Here is a 25645-nt window from a genome sequence, read left to right as displayed (position 1 = left end):
TTATTATGCTTCGTTAGTTTGATATCTGCACTTTCCCTATGGCTAAATTAAATTCTGCTGAAAGTATTCGTGGTTTAGCCTGCTTGGCGGTTGTTTTTTCCCACCTGAGCTTAAGCTTTTATCCATATTTACACCAATTTTCTCCCGAGGACCGCGCGCGCGGTGCTTGGGATCATTTTATGCATCATTCACCATTTACGTTTTGGTATTCTGGTACAGCTGCAGTATTTGTATTCTTTGTTTTAAGTGGATTTGTTTTAAGCTATGCAATTTTTAGGAATGCGAATATTCCACGAAAAGTTGCTGAAATGGCTATTAAGCGCTATCCAAGATTAGCAATCCCTGCATTTTTTTCATGTATATTGGCATGGCTTGCGTTATCCTTTACGGATATTGACAGTAATTTAGTTAATGGTTGGTTGCAAGCATATGCAACAGAAACTATTACATTTAAGCAAGCAGTTTATGAAGGTAGCCTAGGTGCTTTCTTTTTTGCTAGCAGTACAACGAATTGGGTACTGTGGACAATGCAATTAGAGTTCTTCGGTTCATTATTGCTTTTTGCATTGATATTAGTCCATCACTATAAGCCATCTATGTTTATTCTTGCTTCGTTAGTATTACCTTGTCTTACATTATGGATGGGTGAAAGTTTCTTTCTTGGTATGTGTAGCTTCGTTATTGGTTGCTATTTGTATTTATATGGCCGGAAAATTCCTTTTTTTGTTGGAATTATAATGCTTATTCTTGGGCTATATTTTGCAGGTGCTCATAATAATAGCCATGCATATCATTGGCTATATAGTGTTTTGGGCAAAAGAACGTATGAATATGGCAACTTTATTGCAGGTATTCTCATTGTTTATAGTATTTTAATGACCCCAAGAATTAGTGAAGCATTAGATAAAAAAGCCTTGGTGTATTTAGGCAAATTGTCATTCTCAATTTATTTACTACATATGATGTTTATTTACTTAACATGTATACCTGTCTTTAATTATTTGAGACATTTACATTTGAGCTATGATGCCTCTGTTGTAGGTGCAGTATCCGTTTGTTTGGTTTCAGTGTTTATTGCATCTGCGATTTATAGTAAATATATTGATCAATTCTCGGTAAAATGCAGTAATTATATTTCAAGAAAAATACTGGGATTGTAAAAGTAAAACATTGGTTGAAATGCAATTGCTAATTTTTTTGACAGGCTTTAGCATAAGATTACTCTCTATCTAAATCTTATTCGCATGTCTAACTTGGAAATATTTGCAGTTCTTGTAAGTGTCATTGGTGTGGGACTTACAATTCTTCGCCATATGTGGTGTTGGTGGTTTAACCTTTTAGCTTATGTTCTCTATGGCTATCTATTTTTTGAATATAAGCTATATGGAGAGGTGATTTTACAATTTATTTTTTTAATAATGAATTTCTATGGTTTTTATTTTTGGTTAAAAACAAAACAAGAACAGCTTGATATTCGTATTGAACCTTTGGCTGTTAACCAACTTGTTTTACAGTTGATTCTTGCAGAATTTTTTGGTTTATTTTTTGGTTTTGCATTAAAAACATTCACGAATGCTGCTGTACCTATGTTAGATGCACAGTTGGCTGCATTTAGTCTATTAGCAACTTATTGGACAAGTCGTAAATATATTGCTACATGGCCTTTATGGGTAGTTGTAGATATAATTTATGTTGGTATGTTTGTATATAAAAATTTATATTTAACAGCGGGATTATATGCTGCATTTGTAATTATGGCATTTTATGGGTGGAAGAAATGGAAAGCTGTAAAAGAAAGTCAATCTAACGTGGTATTATTATAAAAATAGTAAACTTAATAAATGTAAGAATATTTATAGTGGAATGTTAATAAAAACAAAGGCATAAAAATGGGCTTAATCTTTTATATCTTCTTATTAGTAAAATTAGTGATCGCATTTACTATTATTATTTCGTACATGAACTTTATTGGAAAAACACAGCTTACACAATTCACTGCAGTAGACTTTATTGGTAATTTTATTTTTGGTGCGGTGGTTGGTGGTTCTATCTATAATGATGGTTTAAGAATTACAGAATTTGTGTTATTGCTTTTGATCAGCGTAACTTTTATGTATTTTTTAAACTATTTATCACATCGTGTTTTAAGGTTTAGAACAATTGCTGTGGGTCAATCTATTCCAGTAATCCGTCATGGTAAGTTTCTGCTTAATGATATAGAGCAAAAACGTCGAAAAATTGATATGTTAAGAATTCTTTCACAGTTACATTGTATGGGCTATCATTCATTTCAAGAGGTTTATTATGCTGAAATTCAACCTGATGGTCAGCTAGCGGCAGTAAAGGATAGTGCAATCCCTCCATCGGAAATCTTTATTCTAAGAGGACAGTTATTTACTACCCTTATAGAAGAACAGAGTATTGATCGTGATGGCTTGGAAGAATTTTTATTAAATCATCATCTAGACTTATCAACTATATTTTTAGGCGAATATTATGATGATCATTTATTGATTACATTTAAAGATGGTAGTGAGAAGAAGTTTGATATCTCTGCAATTAAAGTTAAAGAAAAAGAGCTGTGACACAGCTCTTTTTTATTCGTGTTTATGGTGATGGAATTCTTCATTTTTTCTAAAGCGTAGATAGCTTTCAAACTGTTCACAATATTCATCATAATTGTCTTCAAGCATCATGTGAAACTGTTGCATGAGATATGAAATTACATCATCTTTTGAATTATGCATTTCTTCACTATTTTGAAATGTATTTGATGCCACCCATGTGTTAAAGCGTGCACTAGCAAAAAGTAATGATGCGCTAACTTCGCTTCGTATTTGTGCTGGACTTTTAGACTTTTTCTTATCAGGACGACAAAACTCATTTGCTATTTTTATAAACTCATCTGCACGCTCAAAGAAAACAGCATTTAATGCTTCTTCTTCAGTAATATCTGTTGCAATTATTTTTTGTGTCATTGTTTATATCCATACAAAAATAGATTTTATTATAACAAATGCTTGCTTAAACATAACCATTCACTTAATCTGAATATGAATAGCCTAAGTTTTTGGTTTATATAATTATGTCAGATGCAATAGAAATTCAAAATTTAAAGCAAGATATTCAACTTTTAAGACAAGAGTCATGGCCGCCAAAAAATATAGCATTTGTTGAAGGATTACCAATTTATTATGCTCCACAAAGAGATGTCGAAGCATATTATCAGCAATGGAAGCCTCTTATTGAGAGAGCAAAGCAGTTATGTCAACCCTTTATGCAAGATGATGTTGTAGATGATATTCATTTGCCAAGCCATCTTAATTTACCTTTATTTTTTTTTCATGTAGATCGTATTCGTATTAATAAAACAAGGGCAAAAGAATCTAAAACTTTTCGTAATGTTGTGACTCTTGTAGATAAATGTGGTCAATTTGACGATGCTGAATTATTTGCAATGAAATCGTGGATAGATAGTGATGATACGGCAGCATTGGTGGCACATAGAGAGTTTATCGATTTAAGGACTTATGTTTTTCAGTACGGTAGAAGTGATTATACAAGAACTCGTTTTTATATGAATGGAATTGTTTTAGGTGTAAAAGAGCATTTTAAATTAGTAGATGCTCGAGATAAACCTCGCAAGCAACGAAGCGATAGCTATAGTGACCCAATCGCAGATAATGGCATTTGGAAAGTATTTGGAAAATATAGGTAACTGGCTTTTGTGTAAAAGCCAGTTAACCTTTAATAATTATTCTTGAGTAGAAAGTCTATTCATAAGTTTATGATAGCGTTTTAGAATTTTATCTTCTCGTCCACTAATCCATCCTAAAAAGAAAAATTGTTCTGTTTTAATAGCTTTCACATGCTGTAAAACAACTTTTCTAGTAAGTAAATGATTTTTATATAAATCATATATTTCTGAGAAGTAATCTTTATCTAGTTGAAGAGGTAAAAGATTTTTATGAGAGTGATTTAGACAATATTGGAATTGAGAGATCAGCATTAATGTTTGAGCATCTGGCTCACACTCTTCATTCTCTGAATGAACTGTTTGAGAAAGTTGTTGTTTTAATAACTTATATCTTTTCGTAAGTATTTTTTCAAAACGTGGGCTTTCATCCTTTTGTTTTGTTTTTTCTAGAGGTAAGCCCAGTTTCATGAGTTCTAAAATAAGGCAAGTAAATGCAGGAGAGCGCACCGTTTTAGAAAACTCTAAACGATATTTATCTAAGACTCGATCAATATTTTTAAATTGATACGCTTCTACAGATTGTAATGTTTCATGTTTAAGATAATGAAGTACTGTAAAATCAATAAGCTGATTATTTAAGTCTAAAAGTATCTGCTTATTTTCGCTTATTGTATTTGGAACATGCTCAATGAGTAAGTCTAATGTATGGCAAATATTTTCTATAATAAGTTGAGTCGAGAAGAAGTGTTTTGCATCGGCAATTTGGTCTGAAATTACTGCAATATTTGGAAGTAGCTGTTGAGTGTATGATGCTATAATATTTTGTAATGCTTGTTTACCTGAAGCTTTTTTTTCAAGTGTAGTTACTTCAAAGTTTTTTGCAGTATTGTTTGTCATATTACGTGCAAGTAAATTTCCACGTTCTGCTTTACTACGTACATCTAACCAAATGTGGTACTTTTTAACCCACTCTTGAACAAGATTAATAAGCTCATTCGTTTTACCTTTTTTGAGCTCAAATTCTAATTCGTAAATCTCTTGCGAAATATCTTTAGTATCGCCAACTGTGCCAATATCAAGACAAATTTCAACTTCGGTATTTTCGTGTTGTATAAGTTTAAAGTCTCTTTCTACAATCGTTTCAAATTTTACTTGAAGAGGTTGTACTTTAGCTTCTTTTAAAATGGTTGAGAGTATTTTTTGTGCAGCCTTGTCATTTTTATATAAAGATAAATCAACTTTAGGCACAGCATCAGAAATGCCTAAATTTATTTCATTTTCATAGCGAGCAAGAGCATTTTTTCCTGCTTTAAGTGTTTGTACCCAGTTATTATTTTCTTTTCTTAAACGTAATGCAGCAAAGTTCTCTGCAAATAGAAATTTTTCTGTATCTAGATATTGTGCATGTAATGATGCGTGCTCGGGCGAAAGCATATGAATCGCTTTTTTTACAGTCAGCTTTTTATGCTGAGGAATTTGTAACTTTAGCTCGACTTCATACATTAGAAAATCCTTAAAATATTAGATAGCTATATCTTAGTTTACTTGCTTTAAGATATATATCGAAGAAATGCATAAGTAACTTACAAACAATTACATAAAAATTAATGTTTGCTTTTAATTTTTTGATTAAAAAGTAAACAAATGGTAAAATCTACTATCTATGATAAATTAGAGCTAAAACTTTAATAATTCATGTTTTTTTCATAATTTACATATTTTAAGTAAAAAAATAGATTGAAAATTAAAGTAAATATTCTAATAATTTGCGTAATTTTTTATTGCACCTTATGCAATTCACCTAATTTGGGATATGAAATATCATGAACAAGCTAACATATATGATTGCGCCTGTCGCACTAGCTTTAGTAAGTGCAGCAGTACATGCAGAAACTACAGATGGAAAAAACATTGCTGTTTCAGCAGGTTGGGCACATATTATGCCACAAGGTGATAAACAAGGTGTTTATTCAACCAGTAATAATAAACTTGTAAGTTCAACAGGATTTACTGCAAATGCTGGTTTTGATTTAGAAAAAACAAATACAGCAGAATTTAAGATTGATTATCTTGTTAATGATAATGTGAGCTTAGGATTAATTCTCGGTGTACCACCACGTCTAGATATTAAAGGTAAAGGGTCATTATTAAATGGAAAACTTAACCTAGATAAATTTAGTAAAGTTGGTGACATCAAAGTTTATAGCCCAGTGATTGCAGGTAAATATCATTTTGGCGCAGTTACCAATAAATTTCGCCCATATATTGGTGCTGGTTTAATGTATGCTCACTTTTCTGATTTAAGATTGGATTCAGGCATTCAAAATGATTCATTGTTAAAAGCAACAAATGGTTCTATCACAAATGTGAAAGTTAAAGATGCGATTGCACCAGTTGCTTTCTTAGGTGCTGACTATAATATAAATAAAGATTGGTTCATTACTGCATCTGTAAGTTATGTTCAGCTAGAAACACATGCAAACTTAACTGTGTCAGGAAAACATCCTTTAGCAGGAGCATACACTGTAAAGGGTGATACAAAAATTGAAATTAACCCAATCGTAACTTATTTAGGTTTTGGTTTCCGCTTCTAATTCATATCCTATTTCGGATACATTCAAATAGTTGGGTGTATCTGAGATTTCATATTAAAAATATTAAAAAAAAATGTATTTTCGCTTTATTATCGTTTATATATAAGAATCTAAACTTAGTAAGTTTTGAACTTACTGTCATATCTCAAACACTTTCGTATTGAATATATAAAAGGAAATCTTATGCGCGCGTACAATTTCTGTGCTGGACCTGCTGCATTGCCCACTGCTGTCTTAGAAAAAGCTCAACATGAGTTATTAAATTGGCAAGGTAAAGGTGTTTCCATCATGGAGATGAGTCACCGCAATAAAGATTATGTTGCAGTTGCCGAGAAAGCAGAGGCAGATTTTAGAGATTTATTGAATATTCCTGATAACTATAAAGTCCTTTTTTTACAAGGTGGAGCAACACTTCAATTTTCTGCAATACCATTAAATCTATTGGGAAAAAATAGTCAGGCAGATTATATTTCTACAGGAATATGGTCAGAAAAAGCCATTAAAGAAGCACAGCGTTATGGGAATATCCATACAATTGATGCAACTTTCCAAAAAGAGGGTAAAACAGCCATTTCAGATAGTAGTACTTGGCAGCTATCTGAAAATGCAAGTTATGTACATTATTGTGATAATGAAACAATTGGTGGTATACAGTTTAAAGAAGTTCCTAAAACAACAGCACCATTGGTTGTAGATTTATCCTCTAGTATATTATCTGCACCATTAGATGTTTCTAAGTTTGGTTTGATTTATGCAGGTGCTCAAAAAAATATTGGTCCTGCGGGTTTAACAATTGTTATTGTTCGTGATGACTTACTTGATCAGGCAAAACCTGAGATTCCATCATTATTAAAATACTCTGCACAAGCAGATAATGGATCTATGCTAAATACACCTGCGACTTATTCTTGGTATCTCGCAGGGCTAGTATTTGAATGGTTAAAAGAGCAGGGCGGTGTTGAGGCCATTCATCAGAAAAACCTTGAGAAAGCTAACTTGCTTTATGGCTATATTGATCAGAGTAATTTTTATGATAATCCAATTGCACAATCTAATCGTTCTATTATGAATGTGCCATTTACTTTGGCAGATAGCACTTTAGATAAAGAGTTTTTGAAACAGGCTGAAGCAGCTCATTTATTAAATCTTGCAGGTCACCGCTCAGTGGGCGGTATGCGAGCAAGTATCTATAATGCTGTGCCATTAGAAGGTGTACAAGCACTTGTAGACTTTATGGAGCAGTTCGCAAACAAACATTGCTAACATGCCATAGAGAGACGCTATCCCTTTTAAATAAAAGGGATAGCGTGTTTTTTAATTAGTAAATAGAATGTAATAAGAATACAAGCATAAAAATACCAAGAAAAAAGAAGCAAATTGCACCTGCATCAATTCTAATCTTTGGCTGTGCATGATGGTGTTGTACAAGGGTATTTATTTGTTCTGGAGCGGTTTTCATTTATAAGTTCCAAATCATATAATATTCATTATATGGTTATTATTTACTCTCGATTGTAGAATAAATATTTGCTTGAATCCATATGTTACCGCGAATATATTCGCCTACTTCATAATTCTTATACAAATTATCTTTAGTAATGATACGAATAAGGGTTGCTTCTTCGTTGTCTTCGAGTAATAGCGTCACGTCATAGAGCGTATATACTTCATCATTGAAGTCTAAATAACTTTTACCAACAACTTTACCTTGAAACCATGCTTCATCTTCTTGACCAATGTTTTCACCATATAGGTAAGCAACCATTTTAGAAAAATCGACAGTAACGGGTGCTTTGTCATCTTCTGTTTCGGGTTGCCATTGATCAATTAACTCTTGTAGATTAGCAGGAGCTACGCCGTTGTGCTTTGCTAAAATATCATTTAAAGCACGATGATGTTTTATTGATGCAGGATCATCAACAACAATATGCTCATCAGGGTTAACAGTATTTAGTTCATATGCCCATGCTGTAAGGGATACAGCATAAGTTTGTGCCGCATCATATTGTTCATGATTGACAGCATATAAATTGTCAAAAGCATAAACCGTTGCATTGTGACCTACATTTAGACGTAAAACGGCTTGGCTATTATTTTCACTACGAATAATTCTTTCAATTTTTGCAGCGGTTTTAAAAGGACTTTCAAAAACTGGGAAGGCTATTTTAACGGCTTTGGGTTGATTATTTTCAACAGCAATAACTTGCGTAATTTGAATTTTAGATTCACTTGGTCCTTGGATAAGCCAACAATTCTGATCCATATCATTTTCTGTTGAGCATAGCCCCATAGGCATAATAGGGGAGTTGAGTGCTTGACCTAACCACTGTGGCACTGTTTGAGTGGGATCATTGGTAAGAAGGCTCCAATGTTCAACATGGCTACCAAAATTTTTATCTTCAACAGTGATTGTTTCAGGTCTATTTTTTTGTATATTCATAAGCACGCTAAGTTTTATCCCTTTAGCTCACTATATCGTGCATTTTTCTCTATTTTTCAAGTCATTTGTATGAAAACTTCGTAAAATTTAAACGTATATGCATATTATATAATCACTTTAAGCAGATTTTAGTGAATAAATCTTTAAGACATTTCTTAAGATATCTTGCTAAAATAAATTTATTTAAAATGAAATGATTGATGTGTTGAAGTTTAAGTTATGGGTAGATGCCGATGCATTACCAAGAATTTATAGAGATATTATTTTTAAAGCATCTGACCGTTATCAATTAGAAGTAATTTTTGTAGCTAATCAGCCCTTAGGAATTACGCCATCTATCCGTATTAAGTCTATACAAGTTTTAAGTGGTGCAGATCAAGCTGATAAGGAAATTGTTCATCAGATGTGTGAGGGAGATATTGTCATTACACAAGATATTCCACTTGCTGCAGAAGTGATTGAAAAAGGTGGTGTGGCGATTCATCCACGAGGTGAGATTTATACCATTGCAAATATAAAGGCACGATTACATTTGCGTGATTATATGGATACATTACGTGGGGCAGGTGTACAAACGGGTGGACCTAAACCACTTGGGGAAAGAGATAAACGAGAGTTTTCTAGTGCTTTAGATCAGACAATACAACGACAAAAGCGCCGTTGTTTGTAAGAAAGATAGATCTAGGTAACATGCTTTGTACAATTGAATCGTATATGGTATCTGTAATATGGTTTTAATTTATTTGAAATAAAGATAAGATTTTGCCAATTTATTGATCTTTTCCCAATTAAATCATCTTAATATATTATTCACTTTATGAGTTTATTGTTTGGAGTAGTTCAAAAAGGTCATTAGTATCTTTTAAGGATATTATATTTTCATAAAGGATTGGATTATAAAATCTTAAGCAGTTGCGATATATATTGTTGCTGTATTTGTTCATAAATACTCGGATTTAGGTCGTATGTTTAAACCCATCTCGCTGTACATCGGTTTGAGATATACTCGCGCTAGGCGCAGTAATCACTTTATTTCTTTTATTGCGCTTGTTTCAATGATTGGGCTTACGCTAGGCGTTGCTGTGTTGATAACAGTACTTTCGGTCATGAATGGTTTCGACCGTGAACTGAAAACGCGTGTTCTTGGTATGGTGCCACAAGCAACAATATCTTCAAGTGAAATTATTACAAATTGGCCGAGTTTAGCGGAAAAAGTTGCAAAGCAAGAGCATGTAACAGGTGTTGCACCATTTACACAGTTACAAGGAATGCTCACAGCCCAAGGTCAAGTTTCTGGACTTATGGTGACAGGTATCGATGCTAAGTATGAGAAGAATGTATCTATTATTCAAAATCATATGGTTGCGGGCAGTATTGATAATTTAACGAAGGGTAGTTTTGGTATTGTTATTGGGAAGCAACTTGCTGACTCATTTGGGCTCGGTCTAAATGATAGTGTGACTTTGGTGTTGCCTGAAGCTACACCATCGCCTGCAGGTGTTGTTCCTCGATTTAAGCGGTTCAAAATTGTGGGTATATTTAGTATTGGTGCAGAAGTTGATTCTAGCATGGGCTATATCAATTTATATGATGCATCTACTTTATTACGTTTGCCCGATGGTGCGCAGGGGATTCGTTTAAAGCTTGATAATTTATTTCTTGCACCGCAAGTGAGTCAAAATATTGTACATCAGTTACCACAAGGTTTTTATGCATCTGATTGGACATATACACATGGTAATTTGTTTAGTGCAATTCAAATGGAAAAGGCAATGGTTAGCCTTTTATTATTTTTAATTGTGGTTGTTGCCGCTTTCAATATTGTATCTTCTTTGGTAATGGTGGTAACTGATAAAAAATCAGATATTGCAATTCTAAGAACACTTGGGGCTTCTCCAAGCACGATTACACGTATTTTTATGGTGCAAGGTACGATTATTGGTGTTGTTGGTACACTTACAGGTGCAGTACTCGGTGTTATTCTTGCAACAAGTATCAGTAATATTATTGATTGGTTAAATACTCGTTTAGGTTGGCATTTATTTGATGCTTACTTTATTAATTATTTACCCTCTTATTTAAGATGGCAAGATGTTGTTCTTATTGTAACAGTGTCTTTAATATTAAGCTTCTTAGCAACAATTTACCCTGCATTTCGTGCATCAAAAGTACAACCTGCGGAGGCTTTACGCTATGAGTAAAATTGTATTAGAAGCAAAAAATATTTCAAAAACTTTTAGTGAAGGCAAATCGCATGTTGAAGTATTGAAGGGTTTATCTCTTCAAGTTCATGCAGGGGAATTTGTTTCTATTGTAGGTTCAAGTGGATCGGGTAAAAGTACGTTACTTCACGTTTTGGGTGGGCTAGACCGTCCCACGGAAGGTGAAGTGTTTTTAAATGATAAGCGTTTTGATGACTTGAATGAAACTCAGCGTGGAAATTTAAGAAATGCACATTTAGGGTTTGTATATCAGTTCCATCATTTACTCCCTGAGTTTAGTGCGCTTGAAAATGTAGCTATGCCTTTGATGTTAAGAAAAGGTACGCAATATAAAGAAGTAAAGGAAAAAGCAGAATACTTATTAGAGCGTGTTGGACTATCACATCGACTCACACATAAACCAGGTGAGCTTTCAGGCGGTGAAAGACAGCGTGTTGCTTTAGCCCGTGCTTTGGTTGCTAAACCACAAGTGATGCTTGCAGATGAGCCAACAGGAAATTTAGATAGACATACAGCAAAAGGTATTTTTGAATTATTAAATGATTTAAAGGCTGAGTTTAATATGGCAATGTTAATTGTTACACATGATGAAGGTCTAGCTCGATCTGCCGATAAAATTTTGCATATGCAAGATGGGATTTGGATTTAAACTTTATACAAATATATTATATAATTATTAAAGTTCACAAATGTGGGCTTTAATTTTATGTATTTTAATTATGAGTTGAATGTTATATACAGCACTAATTGCATGGGTTTTAGGGCATGCATATATAGGTTTACCCATAATAGAGCCAATATCTTATACACGACTGATAGCAATTGCCTTTATTGCACTATGTATTTTTATACCTATTGGGTATGGTCTAAACTTTTTAAAATTATATCAAAAATTTATTTTTCAAGTCAGTATCAGCTTAACGATTGCTATTATCATTTTTTTATTTGCACAGACACATGCACATAATGCCTTACAAGATCGATTGAAAAATCGGATTATTGCAAAAGATACTGTGAAAGTGTTGGTATATATTCAAAAAATTGATCAGCTAAAAGAGCAGTCTATCCAACAAGATATACATGTTTTTACACCTCACTCAAATAGAGATTGGAGCGATTGGCGTACAGGGTTTTCTTTAAAAAAATATAAAGAAAACCCTTTAAAGCTTGGTCATTATTATTTTTTAGAAGGTCAGGTTGATAAAATTCAGGGGTATGCCACGCCGTATGCATTTGATAAAGAAAAATGGCTAATTGCACAGAATATTATGGGTACATTACGTATTACAAGTATTCAAGAGGCCGATGAGCACATACTTAAGCAAGATTATAGATATAAGTTATTTGTTCAAGAGCAAAACCATTGGTTTTCGCTTTGGCAATTAGCTATAGAAAAAAAGCGTTTGCAGTATCGCCAGTTTATTGAGCAACAGTCATTTAAGCATTCAGGGTTATTACTTGCTTTATTAACAGGTGATGAAAGTTTAATTACCAGCCATACGCAGGAACAGTTTCAATATTTAGGAATTAGTCATCTTTTGGCAATTTCAGGGCCACACATTCTTATATTTGCAAGTCTTATCACTCTCTTAATACAAGTAGTGATTTATTTTGGATTTCCAAACCTGTATCTGAAATATCCGAGAAAATATGTGCTCGCAATCCCTTTTTTCTTAGGAGTATTATTTTACTGTGCATTTGTTGGCTTTGAAATTCCAGCAGTACGTACATTGATTACGGTTGTTATTTTCACTCTATTTTTATTCTTAAAGCAAAAAGTATCTGCATTTTTTACAATTCTATTCAGTGCATCTGTAATGCTTTGGTTAGATGCTTTAAATATATTATCGGCTGCGTTTTGGCTATCTTATGGCGCATGTTTTGTTTTAATAAGAATTTATCAGATTACTGAACAAAGAGCTCAAATTAAGTGGTTCAATCGTGTATTTAAACCTTTTATTTTTTCTCAGTGGCAAATTTTTATTGTATTGCTTCCGATTACACTTATATTTTTTCATCAAATTTCATGGTTTGCACCCTTTACCAATTTGGTCGCAATTCCTGTACTTGGGGGGATTATTGTTCCCCTTATTATTTTGGCTGCATGTTTATTTAATATTGTACCTGCTATAGGTTTCTATTGTTTTAAAATTGCAGATTGGATTTTAGATATTTTTTCTAAAATTTTGATCTACTTAGAAAAGCTACCATTAGCCACTGCTTATATTCCCTTGAATACTTGGCAAATTGCATTGTGTGCAATGGGTATATTTATATTGTTCCTTCCCAAAAGAACTTTACCAAAATTTTGGGCATTGGTATGCTTTTTGCCATGTATTCTACCTATAAAGCAGGATAGAGATTTTGAAGTTAATGTACTTGACGTTGGGCAGGGACAGTCAATTTTTATACGACACCATAATTATAATATGCTAATCGATACAGGTGGACATTTTAATGAGTCACAGTTTAGTTTAGCTAAAGCGATTTTACTTCCGTTCTTGATGAAGAAAGGAATTGCTGATTTAGACCATGTATTACTATCTCATTTAGATCAAGACCATAGTGGGGCATTCCCTGTATTAAAACAAAATATACCTATAAAGCATGTTATGAGTAATCATGCGCCTGATGATTTGGATGGAATCAAAAATTTTTCCTATTGTCAGGAAGGACAGTTTATTTATTATGATCGCCTAAAAATTCAAATTTTGTCACCAAATTTGGATGGTTTACAACATGTTGAAAAATCAGGAAATGAATATTCTTGTGTTGTTTATTTGTCTTATGAGAATGACAATAAAAAGATATTAAACTTTCTAGTAATGGCTGATGTTGGTAAGGAAACAGAACAACGTCTAATGAAAGAGTATCCAAATCTACCTGTAGATATATTGGTACTTGGACATCATGGTAGCAAAAATAGTTCTTCCGAAGAGTTTTTGAGATTCTATAAACCACAGATAGCGATTGCCTCGGCTGGGTATAATAATCGCTATGGGCATCCACATATAGATGTTGTGCATCGATTAGAAAAACTAGGTGTTCCATTATGGGTGACAAGTGAAACTGGGGCTATACAGATCACTTTAAAGCAAAACGGCCGCATAGAGTCTCAATTCTATCGTGATTCTAAAAATTGGTTAAAATACGTAAAATAAAGTCTTTAATTTGGTTCTCGTAAATTTTGAATACGGCTTAAAGCCTCTGCTTGTGGGATGTCGTAAATGTTATGTAGCTTAGGATTTGCTCTAAATCGTTTGTAACTCCAATGATAATGTTCAGGATGTTTTTCAATGAGTTTTTCTATCATTCTATTAATTTTTCTTGTACCTTCTACATCTGAACATTCGTAAATAGAAGAATGAATAGGCTGAATGACCATGTTAAAGCCAAAATTTTCATTGCGAATAGCATATAAAAATAGGGCACGTGCTTTAGTTTTTTGAATCAGTTTTGCTGAAAGTGTGCTAGAGGCCAATGGAATATTAAAATAATCTACCATTGTGCCGCCAATATGTGGTGTGTGGTCGGGAAGGATAACTGTTGTACCACCTTGTTTTAATGCTTTAAAAATTTGCCTTACACCAGACTCATCAGTTGGAACGAGCGTGGCACTTTCTCGTCCTCTCGCTTCACGTACAAAGCGGTCTGCCTCAGCATTTTTAATGGGTTTATACATAATCGTCATATTTGTATATTGAGCAAACCATGCATTCATAATTTCCCAAGTGCCAAAATGAGGAACAATAAGGATAAGTCCTTTATTTTCTGCTAATGCATCGTGAAAATAATGTTCGCCTTCGATATGATGTATGCGTTTAATATTTTTTTGAGTACTTGCACCCCAAATATTAAAAAACTCAAAATATGAAATCATTTCATTTTGAATGGCACTTCTAATAATCATTTGCCGTTTTTCATCTTCAAAATGAGGTAATGCAATCTTAATATTTAAATGTGCAGACTTTGCAGTTTTAGAAATTTTAATATGGTTGACAATGATCGCCAAAAATCGTGCAACTATACGTGTAAGATGTAAAGGTGGCTTACTCATGAATTTAAGTAAACGATAAGTAGATGAATTTTCTGCTTTAGGATTTGACATCAGATAGAGGCAAGGCATTCAGAATTATTGTGTATGGCGTTGATTATAAGTGAAAATGTAGAAATTAGACAGTATTCACCAATTGAGAGTATATAATAAGGTATTAATTTTAACTATTTTGGATGTGATATATGTCCGATTGGCCACCAAAACCAACAGATCAATCAAATTCGCAAAGAGAGCAGAAAGGTAATGAATGGGATATTTTAGAGAAAGTTGTTTTATCTTCTGTCAATGAACAAAAGAAGACGAGAAAATGGGGCATATTTTTTAAAAGTTTAACTTTCATCTATCTTTTTATCGTACTTGTATTTTTTATTAAAAGTTGTTCAATTTCAAAAGATATGGACAGCGATAAGTCGGTTGGCAATCATTTAGCGATTGTAGATATTCAAGGAACTATTGGTTCAAGTACAAAAGATGTCAATAGTGCTGATACTATCAAAGCATTAAAAGCTGCTTTTAAAGCAGAGAATAGCAAAGCGATTGTTCTAAACATTAACTCGCCAGGAGGTTCTCCTGTTGAGTCAGATAATATTTGGCAAGAGATTCGCTATTTAGAAAAAGAGCATCCAAATAAGAAAGTATATGCTGTTATTGGAGATATGGGTGCATCAGGTGCTTACTATATTGCATCAGCAGCAAATGAGATTTGGGTTAATCCATCAAGCCTTATTGGTTCTATAGGTGTGATTATGCCGAATTATGGTGTAGCAGGTTTAGCACAAAAACTAGGTGTTGAAGACCGTACTATGACATCGGGTGCAAATAAAGATATTCTCAGTATGACAAAACCGATTAATCCTGCACAGAGAGAACATGTACAGGCAGTTTTAGATGATGTCCATCAGCACTTTATAGATGCAGTCAAAGAAGGTCGTGGAGATCGTCTTAAAAATGCAGACCCAAGTGTATTCTCAGGTTTATTTTGGTCTGGAAGTCAAGCAATTAAGATTGGAATCGCAGATCATGCTGGAAATTTAGAAAGCTTGAAACGCACGCTGAAAATCTCTAAAACAGTTGATTATACTGTTGAGCATAATCCATTAGAGTCTATCTTAGGAAAAATGGGAGCAGAGATGGGGCAAGGTTTAGGTGCTTCATTGACACAACAGCTAGAGGCTAAACAGCAGGCAAGTTTACAATAATCATTATCATATAATAAAAAAGGCGCATCTTCATCGATGCGCTTTTTAGTTAAATTGAACAAACCTGAAAAGGTTGTGTTAATTTTTTTCCATTTAATGAAATATAGTCTGCATTTGTATAGGCTAGCTTTTCTGTACAAATCCACTCAGTAACCATTGGGTAAATACGATGCTCTAGTAAGTGCACACGCTGAGCGAGAGTATCTTGTGTGTCGTGAGGTAAGACCTCAACAACACCTTGAGCAATTGCCTGACCTGCATCAAGTTGTGGTGTGACAAAATGTACAGTACAACCATGCCACCGATCGCCTGTTTGAAGAACACGTTGATGTGTATGCATACCTTTATAGGCAGGAAGTAGAGAAGGATGAATGTTTAACATTTTCCCTTCCCATTGCATGACAAAGTCCGTGCTTAGAATACGCATAAACCCAGCTAAAATAACAAGATCTACATTCCATTTGCAAAGCTGTTGATGCATTGCTTGATCAAAAGCTTCACGTGTTGGATAGTTCTGATGTTCAATGACACAAGTTGCAATATTGGCTTGGGCAGCACGTTCTAAAGCAAAAGCATTTGCTTTATTTGAAAGTACGCCAACAATTTGACCTGATAGATTTGCATCAATAAGTGCTTGCAAGTTACTGCCATTGCCTGAAACTAATACTGCAATTTTTTTCATTCGAAAATCACACGAATTTTTTCGTCTGCACCTTCAACTGATGCTTCATTCTCTTGAATGTAGCCAATTTCCCATGCTTTTTCGCCTTGCGCATTTAGAATTTCAATCGCCTTTGCTGCATTTTCTTTAGCAAGTGCAATAACCATTCCAACACCACAGTTGAAAGTACGATACATTTCAAACTGTTCAACGTTACCTTCACGTTGTAGTAGATTGAAAAGTTCAGGCCATTGCCAAGAAGATTCATTGATAACAGCTTGTGCACCATTTGGTAACACACGTGGTAGGTTTCCTGGTAAACCACCACCTGTGATATGTGCCATCGCATGGATATCAACTTGTTTGTAAAGCTCTAAAATTGGCTTAACGTAAATACGTGTTGGTTCCATAACTACATCTGATAATGGGCGACCATCTATAGTTTGAGTAAGATCAACATTTTTTACATCTAAGATTTTACGTAAAAGAGAGTAGCCATTTGAGTGTGCACCAGATGAAGCAATACCAATAAGTACATCACCTGATTTTACTTTTGAACCATCAATAATTTTACTTTCTTCAACAACACCTACTGAGAATCCAGCAAGATCGTAATCTTCGCCTTCATACATGCCTGGCATTTCTGCTGTTTCGCCACCTACAAGTGCACAACCTGCAAGTTCACAACCTTTACCAATGCCTGTTACAACATCAGCAGCAACATCTACATTAAGATGTCCTGTTGCATAGTAGTCGAGAAAGAAAAGCGGTTCAGCACCACAAACAAGTAAATCATTTACGCACATTGCGACAAGGTCTTGTCCAATGGTGTCATGTTTTTTAAGGTTAAGCGCAAGGCGTAGTTTTGTGCCTACACCATCTGTACCAGATACGAGTACAGGTGATTCATAGCCTTTAGGGATTTTGCATAGTGCACCAAAGCCACCAAGTCCACCCATAACTTCTGGGCGAGTTGTACGCTTTGCGACTGATTTAATGCGACCAACAAGGGCATCACCTGCCTCAATGTCTACGCCTGCATCTTTGTAACTTAAACTGGTATTTTGGTTAGAAGTTGAGTTGCTCATGTATGAAGTCTCCGCTTTGCCCGCACAATTATAACCTATATACGAAACTGTTATGTTATTTATCCAACAAAATGTTATCTTTAAGTGCATTATCCTTATAAATATTTCAAAATTCTAATAGGCGAGTCGCAATGGTTGATCGTACGTTGAGTCGAATTTTTATATTGGCTGGGTTAGTACTCTTTTTTTGGTTGGTTTTTATACTTAAACCAGTAGTCATTCCTTTTGTTGCTGCTTTTGTAATCGCATATCTTTTTAGTGGTTTAGTAGGAAGGCTAACTAAAATTGGGTTACCTCGTTGGCTCTCTACAAGTATTGTATTTATAGGTATAGGCATAGGTATATTTTTTGCGACTTGGTATATTATTCCTGTATTGTGGAAGCAGATCATTTATGCAAGAGATGGTATTCCTAATGTGATTCATTGGATTAATCATACGGTCTTACCATGGGCAACGCATACTTTTCATTTAGAACCAATGTCTATAGATACAAATCAAATTACAGATACCATTATGCAATATGTTCAAACGAACTATAGTGTTAATAGTATTCAAAGCTTAGTTTTACGCTTGGCGCAATCAGGACTCAATTTTATACAATTGGGTGGTACAGTTGTTCTAATACCAATTATTTCATTTTATTTTTTGCTTGATTGGAACAGAATGTTAGAGCAAATTCATCGCTTGATTCCAAGACCTTATGAGCGTGTCACAATACAAATTGTGAAAGAGTGTCATGGTGTATTAGGTGCATTTGTAAAAGGTCAATTCCTTGTTATGTTTTTGCTTGGCGTTGTTTATGCTGTCGGTCTTCAACTTATTGGTTTAGAAGTTGGGCTAATGATAGGAATGATTGCGGGTTTGGCAAGTATTATTCCATATCTTGGGTTTGCTGTTGGTATTATTTCAGCGGTTGCTGCAACATTTTTCCAATTTGGCTTAGACTGGATGCAACTTATTTTTGTTGGAGTTGTCTTTATGATAGGTCAAGCAATTGAAGGATATATACTCCAGCCATTTTTATTGGGAGATAAGATCGGTCTATCTCCAGTTGCTGTTGTTTTTGCAGTACTTGCAGGTGCACAGCTTGGTGGAATTTTAGGTATGCTTATTGCACTACCTGTTGCTGCAATCCTAGTTGTGCTATTGAAGCATATACGTGATTTTTATGAAGGTTCTTCACTATATGGCCAAAAACATGACTTTATGAATATGTCAGTAGATAAAGATATGCATATCTCATCCGAGGAAATTGAAATTAAAACGAATACTCGCTTAAATAAAGATAAAAAATCTACAGATCGTGAATAGGTTGTGTCTAAATGCGTCAACTACAATTAAATATTGAACCTCAATTAGATGCACGTATTAGTGATTTTTCAGGCCCAAGTTGGGGAGGTGTCATTGATGCTGTACGTCAATTGCATACAGGGCTTATTCAGCAATTTTATATTTATGGTGAAGGTGGTGTAGGTAAAAGCCATCTACTATCTGCAATTTGTGACTCTTATTTAGAGTTAGGAAAATCTGCAATACATGTTTCTTTACTGGAACTACTAGATGCGCCAATAGAGGCCATTACATCCCTTGAAAAATATGATTTGGTTGCTTTAGATGATATTGAAACAATTAGTGGTGTTAAACATTGGCAGAAAGCTGTTTTTCATTTGATTAACTATAATAATCAAGAAGGTGGTCAGCTTATTTTTTCGTCAAGATGTGCACCTATTGAACTTAAACTAGAGCTTCCTGACTTACAGTCACGCCTAATGCAGGCGGTGAGTGTTAGATTACCTGATGGTCAATCTTATTTAGATAGAGCAGCTTTAGTAAAGTCAGTTTTAAATAGGAGGGGAATTCTTCTTGATCCAAAAATAGTTGAATACTTACTAGATCACGGACCTCATAAAACTGCATTGTTATTACAGATCGTTGAAAGGTTAGAAAGCTTATTAAAAGGCGAAAAAACAAAGCTATCGAATGCAACTTTGCGTCAAATCTATGCATTTATTGATGAGTATTAGTAAGAGGCATAGATACCTCAGTTGAATCTTGTTGAGCAATAACTTGATACTTATTTAAGTAGTTTTTGCGGATTTGATCTCTTTCCTCTTTTGAACTGGCCAGTTGCATTTGTTTTTTCATCTGCTGTCGCTCGGAAGTATTCATTTGTTGCCAAGCTTCTCTCATTTTTTGCTGTTCATCTTCAGGAAGCTGAGTAAACCAATCCATTTTTTGTTGTAATGCACTACGCTGTGCCTCAGGGATATCTTTCAGGCTTTGATAACGTTGTAGTAAACTTTCTTGTTGTTGTGTCGAGAGCTCACTCCAGTTGTCATCTACAGGTGTGATATCATTTTTATGAGTAGAAAACGGCCAAAAAATGTCAAAGCGAGCAGAGCTTGTTTGTAAAAAAAATAATGTACCAAACATGAGTAGTAGCTTTTTAGCTTCCATGAGTATGACTATCCTCGCCAAATACCATAACCATTTCTAAATCATCCACCATTTGTGGTGAAAGTTTCGTTGTACTCGTATTCATCATTGTTTGAGCGTTATGTCCTTTCGTTGTTAGGCTTATTGTATTTGGAAAAATAACAATACCTGCAAGTGTGGCTGCAATAGCAAAACCTGTTACTTTCCAAATAGGCGCTAACTTTTTGGAAGGTGTTGCTATTTCTTTTAAGACACTTTCCATAACACGTTGTTTGTTTTGATGTGAGTGTGCAATCTCATCAAGTTTTTGCGTTACATTTTTTGCAAAATCATCTTTATTATTCATGTGATGATCCTCCATATTCGTTATGAAGATGCGATAATTTTTGTTTTAAACTCTGTATCGCACGGTGATAATGTGTTTTGACACTTCCTTCAGTACATTGCATGATTTGGGCTGTTGTTTGCGTGTCAAATTCCTCCCAAGCGCGGAGCATAAATGCTTGTTGCTGTCGGGTGGGTAAGTCTTGGATTGCGTTTCGAATTTCTTCAATTGTAGCTGTTTTTACAAGGTGTAAAGATGGCTCAACTTGTTGTTCATCAGTGATATTGATTTCTTCATCAATTTCATCTTCCGATGGTGCCTTGCGAAAAAAAGAGAAAAGATTAGCATGCCTTTTTTCTTTTCGTCTCCAGTCGTGTAACTTATTATTTAAAATAGTATAGAAGAGAGGGTACCATTCATCTAAGGTCTTATCAGGATAAGCACGGTGTAAAGCAATAAATGCTTCTTGGACTAAGTCCATAGCAATACCTTGTTGATTTTGGGTTGCAGTTTCCATCATAACAAGTGCACGGCCTGTAACATCATGCATAAAAAACTTCAGGCGCTGTTCTACGGAAGTTTTTGGATGGTACACCAATGCTTTGGTTGGTTCATTCTCACTTGGTATTCGATCCATAGAGATGGAGTATCCTGTCATCCAATCCCCATCCTGCTTAATCTAATTGTTCAATATAACGTTAGAGAAGCAGAATAGGTTGACATAATAGAAAGATTTTTAATTTTAAATGATTTCTATATGTGAATAACTTTTTTATACAATAAATGCACGAATTTATTGTCTTTGTCTGACCATTTCAAAAAAACAGATTGAGCCTGCAATCGCAACATTTAATGATTCTTGACCACCAGGTTGTGGAATTGCAACAGCCTGTGCATTCGCTAGAGCATAAGTTGATGCACCTTGTCCTTCATTACCGAGTATCCATGCACATGGTTGAACTAGGTTCTGTGTGTAGAGGCTCTGAGGTTTATGAGAACTTGTAACATAAACTGGAATATTAAATTGAGGCAAAATGTCTTCAAGGTGAATATTTTCAAAGCATTCTAGAGAAAAATGTGCTCCCATACCTGCGCGTAATACGCGAGGTGACCATAAAGAGGCAACACCTTTTGTGCAAATGATCTGTTTAATATTTGCAGCAGCAGCAGATCTAAGTAATGTGCCTACATTTCCTGGATCTTGAACATCATCTAAAATGAGTGTATCCACATTAAAGTTTAGAGGTGAGTTTTGCTGAGGTGTTTCAATGACAGCAAGACAAGGTAGTGTTGTACCCAAGGTACTTAAGTCACGGTACAGCACTTCACTTAAAATAAAAATATGACCTTTATAAAATTGTTGGATCTTTTTTAAATCTATATGTTCAAGAGCAGCTTCAGTTGTAAATAATGAAGTAATAGCTTGATCTTGCTGTAACCAAGCGAGACTTAAATGTGTGCCTTCTAAAACAGTTTGTTTATGTTTTTTACGATAGTTGTTAAGCTCGATTAAAGCGCGTAAATGCTTGATTTTGGCATTTTCTTTTGATTCAAGATAAATAACTGACATAGATAGAGAATACCGATTAGATGTAAAACAGATACTATTTTACATCTAAGTTAAAAATTAGAAAATTAGTGATAGCTTTCGACAAGGCTAACTTCATCTTTTGCACCTAAAATAACAGGAACACGTTGATGTAAGCCTGTAGGTACGACATCCATGATACGCATGCGACCTGTTGATGCGATACCTCCAGCCTGTTCAATAAGCATACTCATTGGGTTTGCTTCATACATTAAACGTAAACGACCAGGTTTTTCAGGATTTTTTAAGTCATATGGATACATGAAAATACCACCACGGCTTAAAATACGGTGAATATCTCCAACCATACAAGCAATCCAGCGCATATTAAAGTTTTTACCACGTATACCAGTTTTACCTTCTAAAAGTTCATTAATATAGCGTTTAACGGGTTCTTCCCAATGACGTTGATTTGAAGCATTAATCGCAAATTCTTGTGTTTGTGCAGGAATAGTGAGTTTTTCCTGTGTAACCACAAATTCTTTGATATCAATGTCATATGTAAATAGAGTAACGCCATCGCCAAAAGTAAGTGCAAGCATTGTTGATGGACCATACATCACATAACCTGCTGCAACTTGACTTGTACCCGGTTGCATGAAGTCTTCTAAATCTGGAATGCTTTTTTTAGCAGGGAGCACAGAAAAGATTGTACCAACACACATATTAATATCAATGTTACTTGAACCATCTAATGGATCAAACAAAACAAGATATTCGCCATTTTCTTGTGCAGGTGTAAATTCTTCTAGCTCTTCTGATGCAAAAGCACCCACATTGGGGTGCTTTTGTAAGGCATCAATGAACTGTTGATTAGAGAAGATATCTAGTTTCTTTTGTGTTTCGCCTTGTACATTTTCATGTTCTGCACTTCCAAGAATACCTGCGATAGCACCTTGTTGTAGATTGTAGTCAATAACTTTACAGCATTGTGCAATTGTATCTATGACACTCGCCAGTTTAGGTGTTAATGTTCCCGTTTTTTGTTGTAAGTATTGGGATAAAGTTGTGTTCGACATACTGAGAATGCTCCAAAAACTGTGCAATTTTTTCTTGGCTAAATAAAAACTTGGCTATTTTAGATGAGATTTGTGAAAAATAAAATTTTTCTTAGTCATATTATCAATTTTTTTATACTTACAGGGTCTAAATAACATGCTATGTTAAATAATCATCGCAATTTACCAATGCGGGAGAATATCATGACAGTAAAAAAATTTGATGCAGTACCAACACCATCGGAAGCTTTAGACTTAGAAGGTATATCAGAAGAGTCTATAAAGCTTGCTTGGGAGAGTTATGAATCAAAACCTGAGTATAAATTATTTAATAAACATGACATGATTGAATTAATTCAAACTAATATCCATCTAAAAATAGATGAGAAGACCTCAAATTAAAAAGCGCCCAAATTGAGCGCTTTTTTATATTTTAGCGTAATAAAGGTGGTACTGCTTCGTAGTTAATTTCTACGCGGCGGTTTTCAGCCCAAGCAGCAGGAGTGTGTGCTGGATTAATAGGCATTTCTTTACCATAACTGATTGCTTCAAGTTGGCTTGGACTTACACCAATTGAAATAAGGTAACTTTGAACTGCTTTTGCGCGGCGTTCGCCTAAAGCCATATTGTATTCACGTGTACCACGTTCATCTGTATGACCTGTAAGTGCAACGTGTGATGTTGGATTTGCTTGTAAGAATTGAGCATGTGCTTGTAGTGTTTGATAGTCTTGTTGTGAGATAGAGCTACTGTCAAAGTCAAAGTGTACAACACGGTTAGCAAGGAATGCTTTATTTTCAGCTGTAACCCCTTTAGATGATGCACCAGTTAAATTTTTTGCATCAAGTGCAGCATCATCACTTAGACCATTGGTATTTACAGGCATAATAGGTGCTGCTGTAGATGGGTTCTGTGTTGTTGTCGCTTCTGTTGCAGGTTTACGACTTGCACAACCTGTAAAAAGGAGTGAAGAGGCAATCATCGGAATCACTAAATATTGAACTTTCATGTTATTCTCCATGTATAAAATAGGTTCTTATCAAGTTATTTAGGTGCCCAAGCAGGCTCTCGTACTTCTCCTTGTTCACTTGGCAAGTTCATTCGAAATTGCCCATTAATTGAAACGATAGATAATAAACCACGACTACCTTCTTGGGTTGCGTAAACAACCATTTGCCCATTTGGTGAAAAGCTAGGTGATTCATCTAATGTTGTTGGGGTTAGTATATTTACAACGCCACTATTTAAATCTTGAACAGCAATTTTATAATCGCCATCTGCCTGACGACTGACCATCGCAAGTTTACTACCATCTGCATTTAATGTGCTACGTGCATTAAATGAGCCTCTAAAGGTTAAACGTTTGCTTGAACCATCTGCAAAGTTATATCTGTAGATTTGTGGAGAACCTCCACGGTCAGAGGTAAAGATAAATGATTTACCATCTGGTGCATATCTTGCTTCGGTATCAATTGCAGAATCATTGGTAAGACGTTCAATTGCATGTGTTGCAAGGTTCATCTGATATATATCTGGATTGCCATCCATTGAACCTGTAAACAACATGGATTTACCATCTGGAGAAAAGCTAGGTGCGCCGTTTAAACCTTGATAATGGGTAAGTACTTGGCGTTGCCCTGTAGAAAGGTCTTGTAAATAAATACGAGGACGTTTTGTCTCGAAAGATACGTAACCTAGCTGTTTTCCATCGGGTGTCCATGTTGGAGATAAAATAGGATAGTGAGAGGATAAAACTGTAAAAGGTCTTTCGCCGTCAGTATCGGCAATTTGTAATGTATAGCGTTTGTCTGGTGTTGAAGCATTTCGTAGTACGTATGCAATACGACCGCTAAAGCTTCCAGGAACACCCGTTAGAGCTTGATATATTGCATCACTAATTGCATGTCCTGCTTGACGTGTACGTGAAGTAGGTGCAGTTAAAACTTCATTCAATAAGTATTTCTGATTATTGACATCATAAAGTTGATAGTGAATTTGGTTTGTGTTGGCATCTAATGCCGTAACTTTACCAACGACAACATAAGGAATATTGGCATTTTTCCAGCTATCTGCATTAATTTGACTGAGCTCTGCCGTTGTTGGTAAGCCTTGAGATGCGCTTGTAAATCGACCTGAATGGTTTAAGTCATTTTCAACAATAGGATAAATAGTCTGGTCGGTGGAGAATGGCACAATAGCAATTTTAGGTGCAGCATCCGGTGCTTTGGCAATTTCTAGATGTAGTTGAGCAGACGCAGTTTGTACAAAAAGAGGGGACGTCGCTAAAATAACTAAAGCCAGTAAAGATTTACGATTCATTTCCATAATTATTGTGCAC

At 34.8% G+C, this 25645-nt stretch carries 28 protein-coding genes; 14 read left to right on the top strand and 14 right to left on the bottom strand.

The features are described 5' to 3' along the window. The first annotated feature begins 38 nt into the window (after window positions 1-38). The 3 genes from AC1MPL_RS10395 to AC1MPL_RS10385 all read left to right on the top strand — a co-directional run bounded on the left by AC1MPL_RS10395 (window position 39) and on the right by AC1MPL_RS10385 (window position 2585). Window positions 39-1160: an acyltransferase family protein gene (locus AC1MPL_RS10395; RefSeq protein WP_479765856.1), complete on the top strand. Its 1122-nt coding sequence runs from the start codon at window positions 39-41 to the stop codon at window positions 1158-1160. Between the two features lie 84 nt (window positions 1161-1244). After that, on the top strand, window positions 1245-1823 hold the full coding sequence (pnuC, locus tag AC1MPL_RS10390) for a nicotinamide riboside transporter PnuC (protein WP_479765854.1): 579 nt from the start codon (window positions 1245-1247) through the stop codon (window positions 1821-1823). A 66-nt stretch (window positions 1824-1889) separates the two neighbouring features. After that, window positions 1890-2585 carry a DUF421 domain-containing protein gene (locus AC1MPL_RS10385; protein WP_479765853.1) on the top strand — a complete coding sequence of 232 codons (696 nt, stop codon included), beginning with the start codon at window positions 1890-1892 and terminating at the stop codon, window positions 2583-2585. 12 nt (window positions 2586-2597) lie between these two features. Here the strand turns inward: AC1MPL_RS10385 and AC1MPL_RS10380 are convergent, their stop codons facing one another. Then, window positions 2598-2978, bottom strand: coding sequence for a DUF3144 domain-containing protein (locus tag AC1MPL_RS10380; RefSeq protein WP_479765851.1), 381 nt, complete (start codon window positions 2976-2978; stop codon window positions 2598-2600). 107 nt (window positions 2979-3085) lie between these two features. On the opposite strand from AC1MPL_RS10380, the gene AC1MPL_RS10375 reads away from it, so the two are divergent. Then, complete coding sequence (locus tag AC1MPL_RS10375; protein ID WP_479765849.1) at window positions 3086-3718, top strand: hypothetical protein; 633 nt, start codon at window positions 3086-3088, stop codon at window positions 3716-3718. A 36-nt stretch (window positions 3719-3754) separates the two neighbouring features. Here the strand turns inward: AC1MPL_RS10375 and AC1MPL_RS10370 are convergent, their stop codons facing one another. Next, window positions 3755-5200 carry a CYTH domain-containing protein gene (locus AC1MPL_RS10370; protein WP_479765847.1) on the bottom strand — a complete coding sequence of 482 codons (1446 nt, stop codon included), beginning with the start codon at window positions 5198-5200 and terminating at the stop codon, window positions 3755-3757. A gap of 320 nt (window positions 5201-5520) precedes the next feature. Here AC1MPL_RS10370 and AC1MPL_RS10365 point away from each other — a divergent pair, with 320 nt between their 5' ends. After that, the gene (locus AC1MPL_RS10365) at window positions 5521-6291 is read left to right on the top strand and encodes an OmpW/AlkL family protein (RefSeq protein WP_479765845.1); all 771 of its coding nucleotides are present in this window, start codon (window positions 5521-5523) and stop codon (window positions 6289-6291) included. Window positions 6292-6474: 183 nt separating this feature from the next. Beyond that, entirely contained in the window at window positions 6475-7554 is a 1080-nt protein-coding gene (serC, locus tag AC1MPL_RS10360; protein ID WP_479765843.1) for a 3-phosphoserine/phosphohydroxythreonine transaminase, read from the top strand. A 55-nt stretch (window positions 7555-7609) separates the two neighbouring features. Here the strand turns inward: serC and AC1MPL_RS10355 are convergent, their stop codons facing one another. Beyond that, window positions 7610-7750: a hypothetical protein gene (locus AC1MPL_RS10355; RefSeq protein ID WP_479765841.1), complete on the bottom strand. Its 141-nt coding sequence runs from the start codon at window positions 7748-7750 to the stop codon at window positions 7610-7612. Window positions 7751-7789: 39 nt separating this feature from the next. Next, window positions 7790-8731: a hypothetical protein gene (locus tag AC1MPL_RS10350; RefSeq protein WP_479765839.1), complete on the bottom strand. Its 942-nt coding sequence runs from the start codon at window positions 8729-8731 to the stop codon at window positions 7790-7792. Between the two features lie 193 nt (window positions 8732-8924). Between AC1MPL_RS10350 and AC1MPL_RS10345 the strand changes: the two genes are divergently transcribed. The 4 genes from AC1MPL_RS10345 (at window position 8925) to AC1MPL_RS10330 (ending at window position 14114) form a co-directional block, all read left to right on the top strand. After that, window positions 8925-9401 (top strand): YaiI/YqxD family protein, encoded by a 477-nt coding sequence (locus tag AC1MPL_RS10345; RefSeq protein WP_479765837.1) that lies wholly within the window; start codon window positions 8925-8927, stop codon window positions 9399-9401. A gap of 295 nt (window positions 9402-9696) precedes the next feature. Then, a complete protein-coding gene (locus tag AC1MPL_RS10340) occupies window positions 9697-10932 on the top strand; it encodes a lipoprotein-releasing ABC transporter permease subunit (RefSeq protein WP_479765835.1) in 1236 nt (411 codons plus the stop codon). After that, window positions 10925-11602, top strand: coding sequence for a lipoprotein-releasing ABC transporter ATP-binding protein LolD (gene lolD, locus AC1MPL_RS10335; protein ID WP_479765834.1), 678 nt, complete (start codon window positions 10925-10927; stop codon window positions 11600-11602). The genes AC1MPL_RS10340 and lolD overlap by 8 nt, the downstream gene beginning before the upstream one ends. A 79-nt stretch (window positions 11603-11681) precedes the next feature. Beyond that, the gene (locus tag AC1MPL_RS10330; protein ID WP_479765833.1) at window positions 11682-14114 is read left to right on the top strand and encodes a DNA internalization-related competence protein ComEC/Rec2; all 2433 of its coding nucleotides are present in this window, start codon (window positions 11682-11684) and stop codon (window positions 14112-14114) included. Between the two features lie 5 nt (window positions 14115-14119). Here AC1MPL_RS10330 and AC1MPL_RS10325 read toward each other — a convergent pair whose 3' ends face one another. Beyond that, the gene (locus tag AC1MPL_RS10325; protein WP_479765832.1) at window positions 14120-15061 is read right to left on the bottom strand and encodes a lysophospholipid acyltransferase family protein; all 942 of its coding nucleotides are present in this window, start codon (window positions 15059-15061) and stop codon (window positions 14120-14122) included. A 131-nt stretch (window positions 15062-15192) separates the two neighbouring features. On the opposite strand from AC1MPL_RS10325, the gene sppA reads away from it, so the two are divergent. Continuing rightward, on the top strand, window positions 15193-16209 hold the full coding sequence (sppA, locus tag AC1MPL_RS10320) for a signal peptide peptidase SppA (protein ID WP_479765831.1): 1017 nt from the start codon (window positions 15193-15195) through the stop codon (window positions 16207-16209). A gap of 49 nt (window positions 16210-16258) precedes the next feature. Here the strand turns inward: sppA and purN are convergent, their stop codons facing one another. Then, window positions 16259-16891, bottom strand: coding sequence for a phosphoribosylglycinamide formyltransferase (gene purN, locus AC1MPL_RS10315; protein ID WP_479765830.1), 633 nt, complete (start codon window positions 16889-16891; stop codon window positions 16259-16261). Continuing rightward, window positions 16888-17958, bottom strand: coding sequence for a phosphoribosylformylglycinamidine cyclo-ligase (gene purM, locus AC1MPL_RS10310; RefSeq protein WP_479765829.1), 1071 nt, complete (start codon window positions 17956-17958; stop codon window positions 16888-16890). Before purM ends, purN begins: the two co-directional genes overlap by 4 nt. A gap of 131 nt (window positions 17959-18089) precedes the next feature. On the opposite strand from purM, the gene AC1MPL_RS10305 reads away from it, so the two are divergent. Both AC1MPL_RS10305 and hda read left to right on the top strand, forming a co-directional pair. Next, entirely contained in the window at window positions 18090-19271 is a 1182-nt protein-coding gene (locus AC1MPL_RS10305; RefSeq protein ID WP_479765828.1) for an AI-2E family transporter, read from the top strand. A gap of 11 nt (window positions 19272-19282) precedes the next feature. Further along, window positions 19283-19984: a DnaA regulatory inactivator Hda gene (gene hda / locus AC1MPL_RS10300; protein ID WP_479765827.1), complete on the top strand. Its 702-nt coding sequence runs from the start codon at window positions 19283-19285 to the stop codon at window positions 19982-19984. On the opposite strand, the gene AC1MPL_RS10295 is transcribed toward hda, so the two are convergent. The 5 genes from AC1MPL_RS10295 to AC1MPL_RS10275 form a co-directional block, all read right to left on the bottom strand. Continuing rightward, complete coding sequence (locus AC1MPL_RS10295; protein ID WP_479765826.1) at window positions 19968-20417, bottom strand: DUF3106 domain-containing protein; 450 nt, start codon at window positions 20415-20417, stop codon at window positions 19968-19970. The two genes, hda and AC1MPL_RS10295, sit on opposite strands and share 17 nt — an antisense overlap. Continuing rightward, window positions 20407-20742, bottom strand: coding sequence for a hypothetical protein (locus AC1MPL_RS10290; protein WP_479765825.1), 336 nt, complete (start codon window positions 20740-20742; stop codon window positions 20407-20409). The genes AC1MPL_RS10295 and AC1MPL_RS10290 overlap by 11 nt, the downstream gene beginning before the upstream one ends. Continuing rightward, a complete protein-coding gene (locus AC1MPL_RS10285) occupies window positions 20735-21379 on the bottom strand; it encodes an RNA polymerase sigma factor (RefSeq protein WP_479765824.1) in 645 nt (214 codons plus the stop codon). The genes AC1MPL_RS10290 and AC1MPL_RS10285 overlap by 8 nt, the downstream gene beginning before the upstream one ends. 135 nt (window positions 21380-21514) lie before the next feature. Then, window positions 21515-22291, bottom strand: a complete 777-nt coding sequence (locus tag AC1MPL_RS10280) for a TrmH family RNA methyltransferase (RefSeq protein ID WP_479765823.1) — start codon at window positions 22289-22291, stop codon at window positions 21515-21517. A gap of 65 nt (window positions 22292-22356) precedes the next feature. Further along, a complete protein-coding gene (locus tag AC1MPL_RS10275; RefSeq protein WP_479765822.1) occupies window positions 22357-23328 on the bottom strand; it encodes a class 1 fructose-bisphosphatase in 972 nt (323 codons plus the stop codon). A 183-nt stretch (window positions 23329-23511) separates the two neighbouring features. On the opposite strand from AC1MPL_RS10275, the gene AC1MPL_RS10270 reads away from it, so the two are divergent. After that, window positions 23512-23709, top strand: a complete 198-nt coding sequence (locus tag AC1MPL_RS10270; protein ID WP_479765821.1) for an NF038105 family protein — start codon at window positions 23512-23514, stop codon at window positions 23707-23709. 31 nt (window positions 23710-23740) lie between these two features. On the opposite strand, the gene pal is transcribed toward AC1MPL_RS10270, so the two are convergent. Both pal and tolB read right to left on the bottom strand, forming a co-directional pair. Next, window positions 23741-24316 carry a peptidoglycan-associated lipoprotein Pal gene (gene pal, locus AC1MPL_RS10265; protein WP_479765820.1) on the bottom strand — a complete coding sequence of 192 codons (576 nt, stop codon included), beginning with the start codon at window positions 24314-24316 and terminating at the stop codon, window positions 23741-23743. Window positions 24317-24351: 35 nt separating this feature from the next. After that, window positions 24352-25632 (bottom strand): Tol-Pal system beta propeller repeat protein TolB, encoded by a 1281-nt coding sequence (gene tolB / locus AC1MPL_RS10260; protein ID WP_479765819.1) that lies wholly within the window; start codon window positions 25630-25632, stop codon window positions 24352-24354. Window positions 25633-25645 lie beyond the last annotated feature (13 nt).

It is taken from the genome of Acinetobacter sp. N1-1 (assembly GCF_056711485.1).
This window is presented reverse-complemented; position numbering and strand designations above follow the sequence as displayed.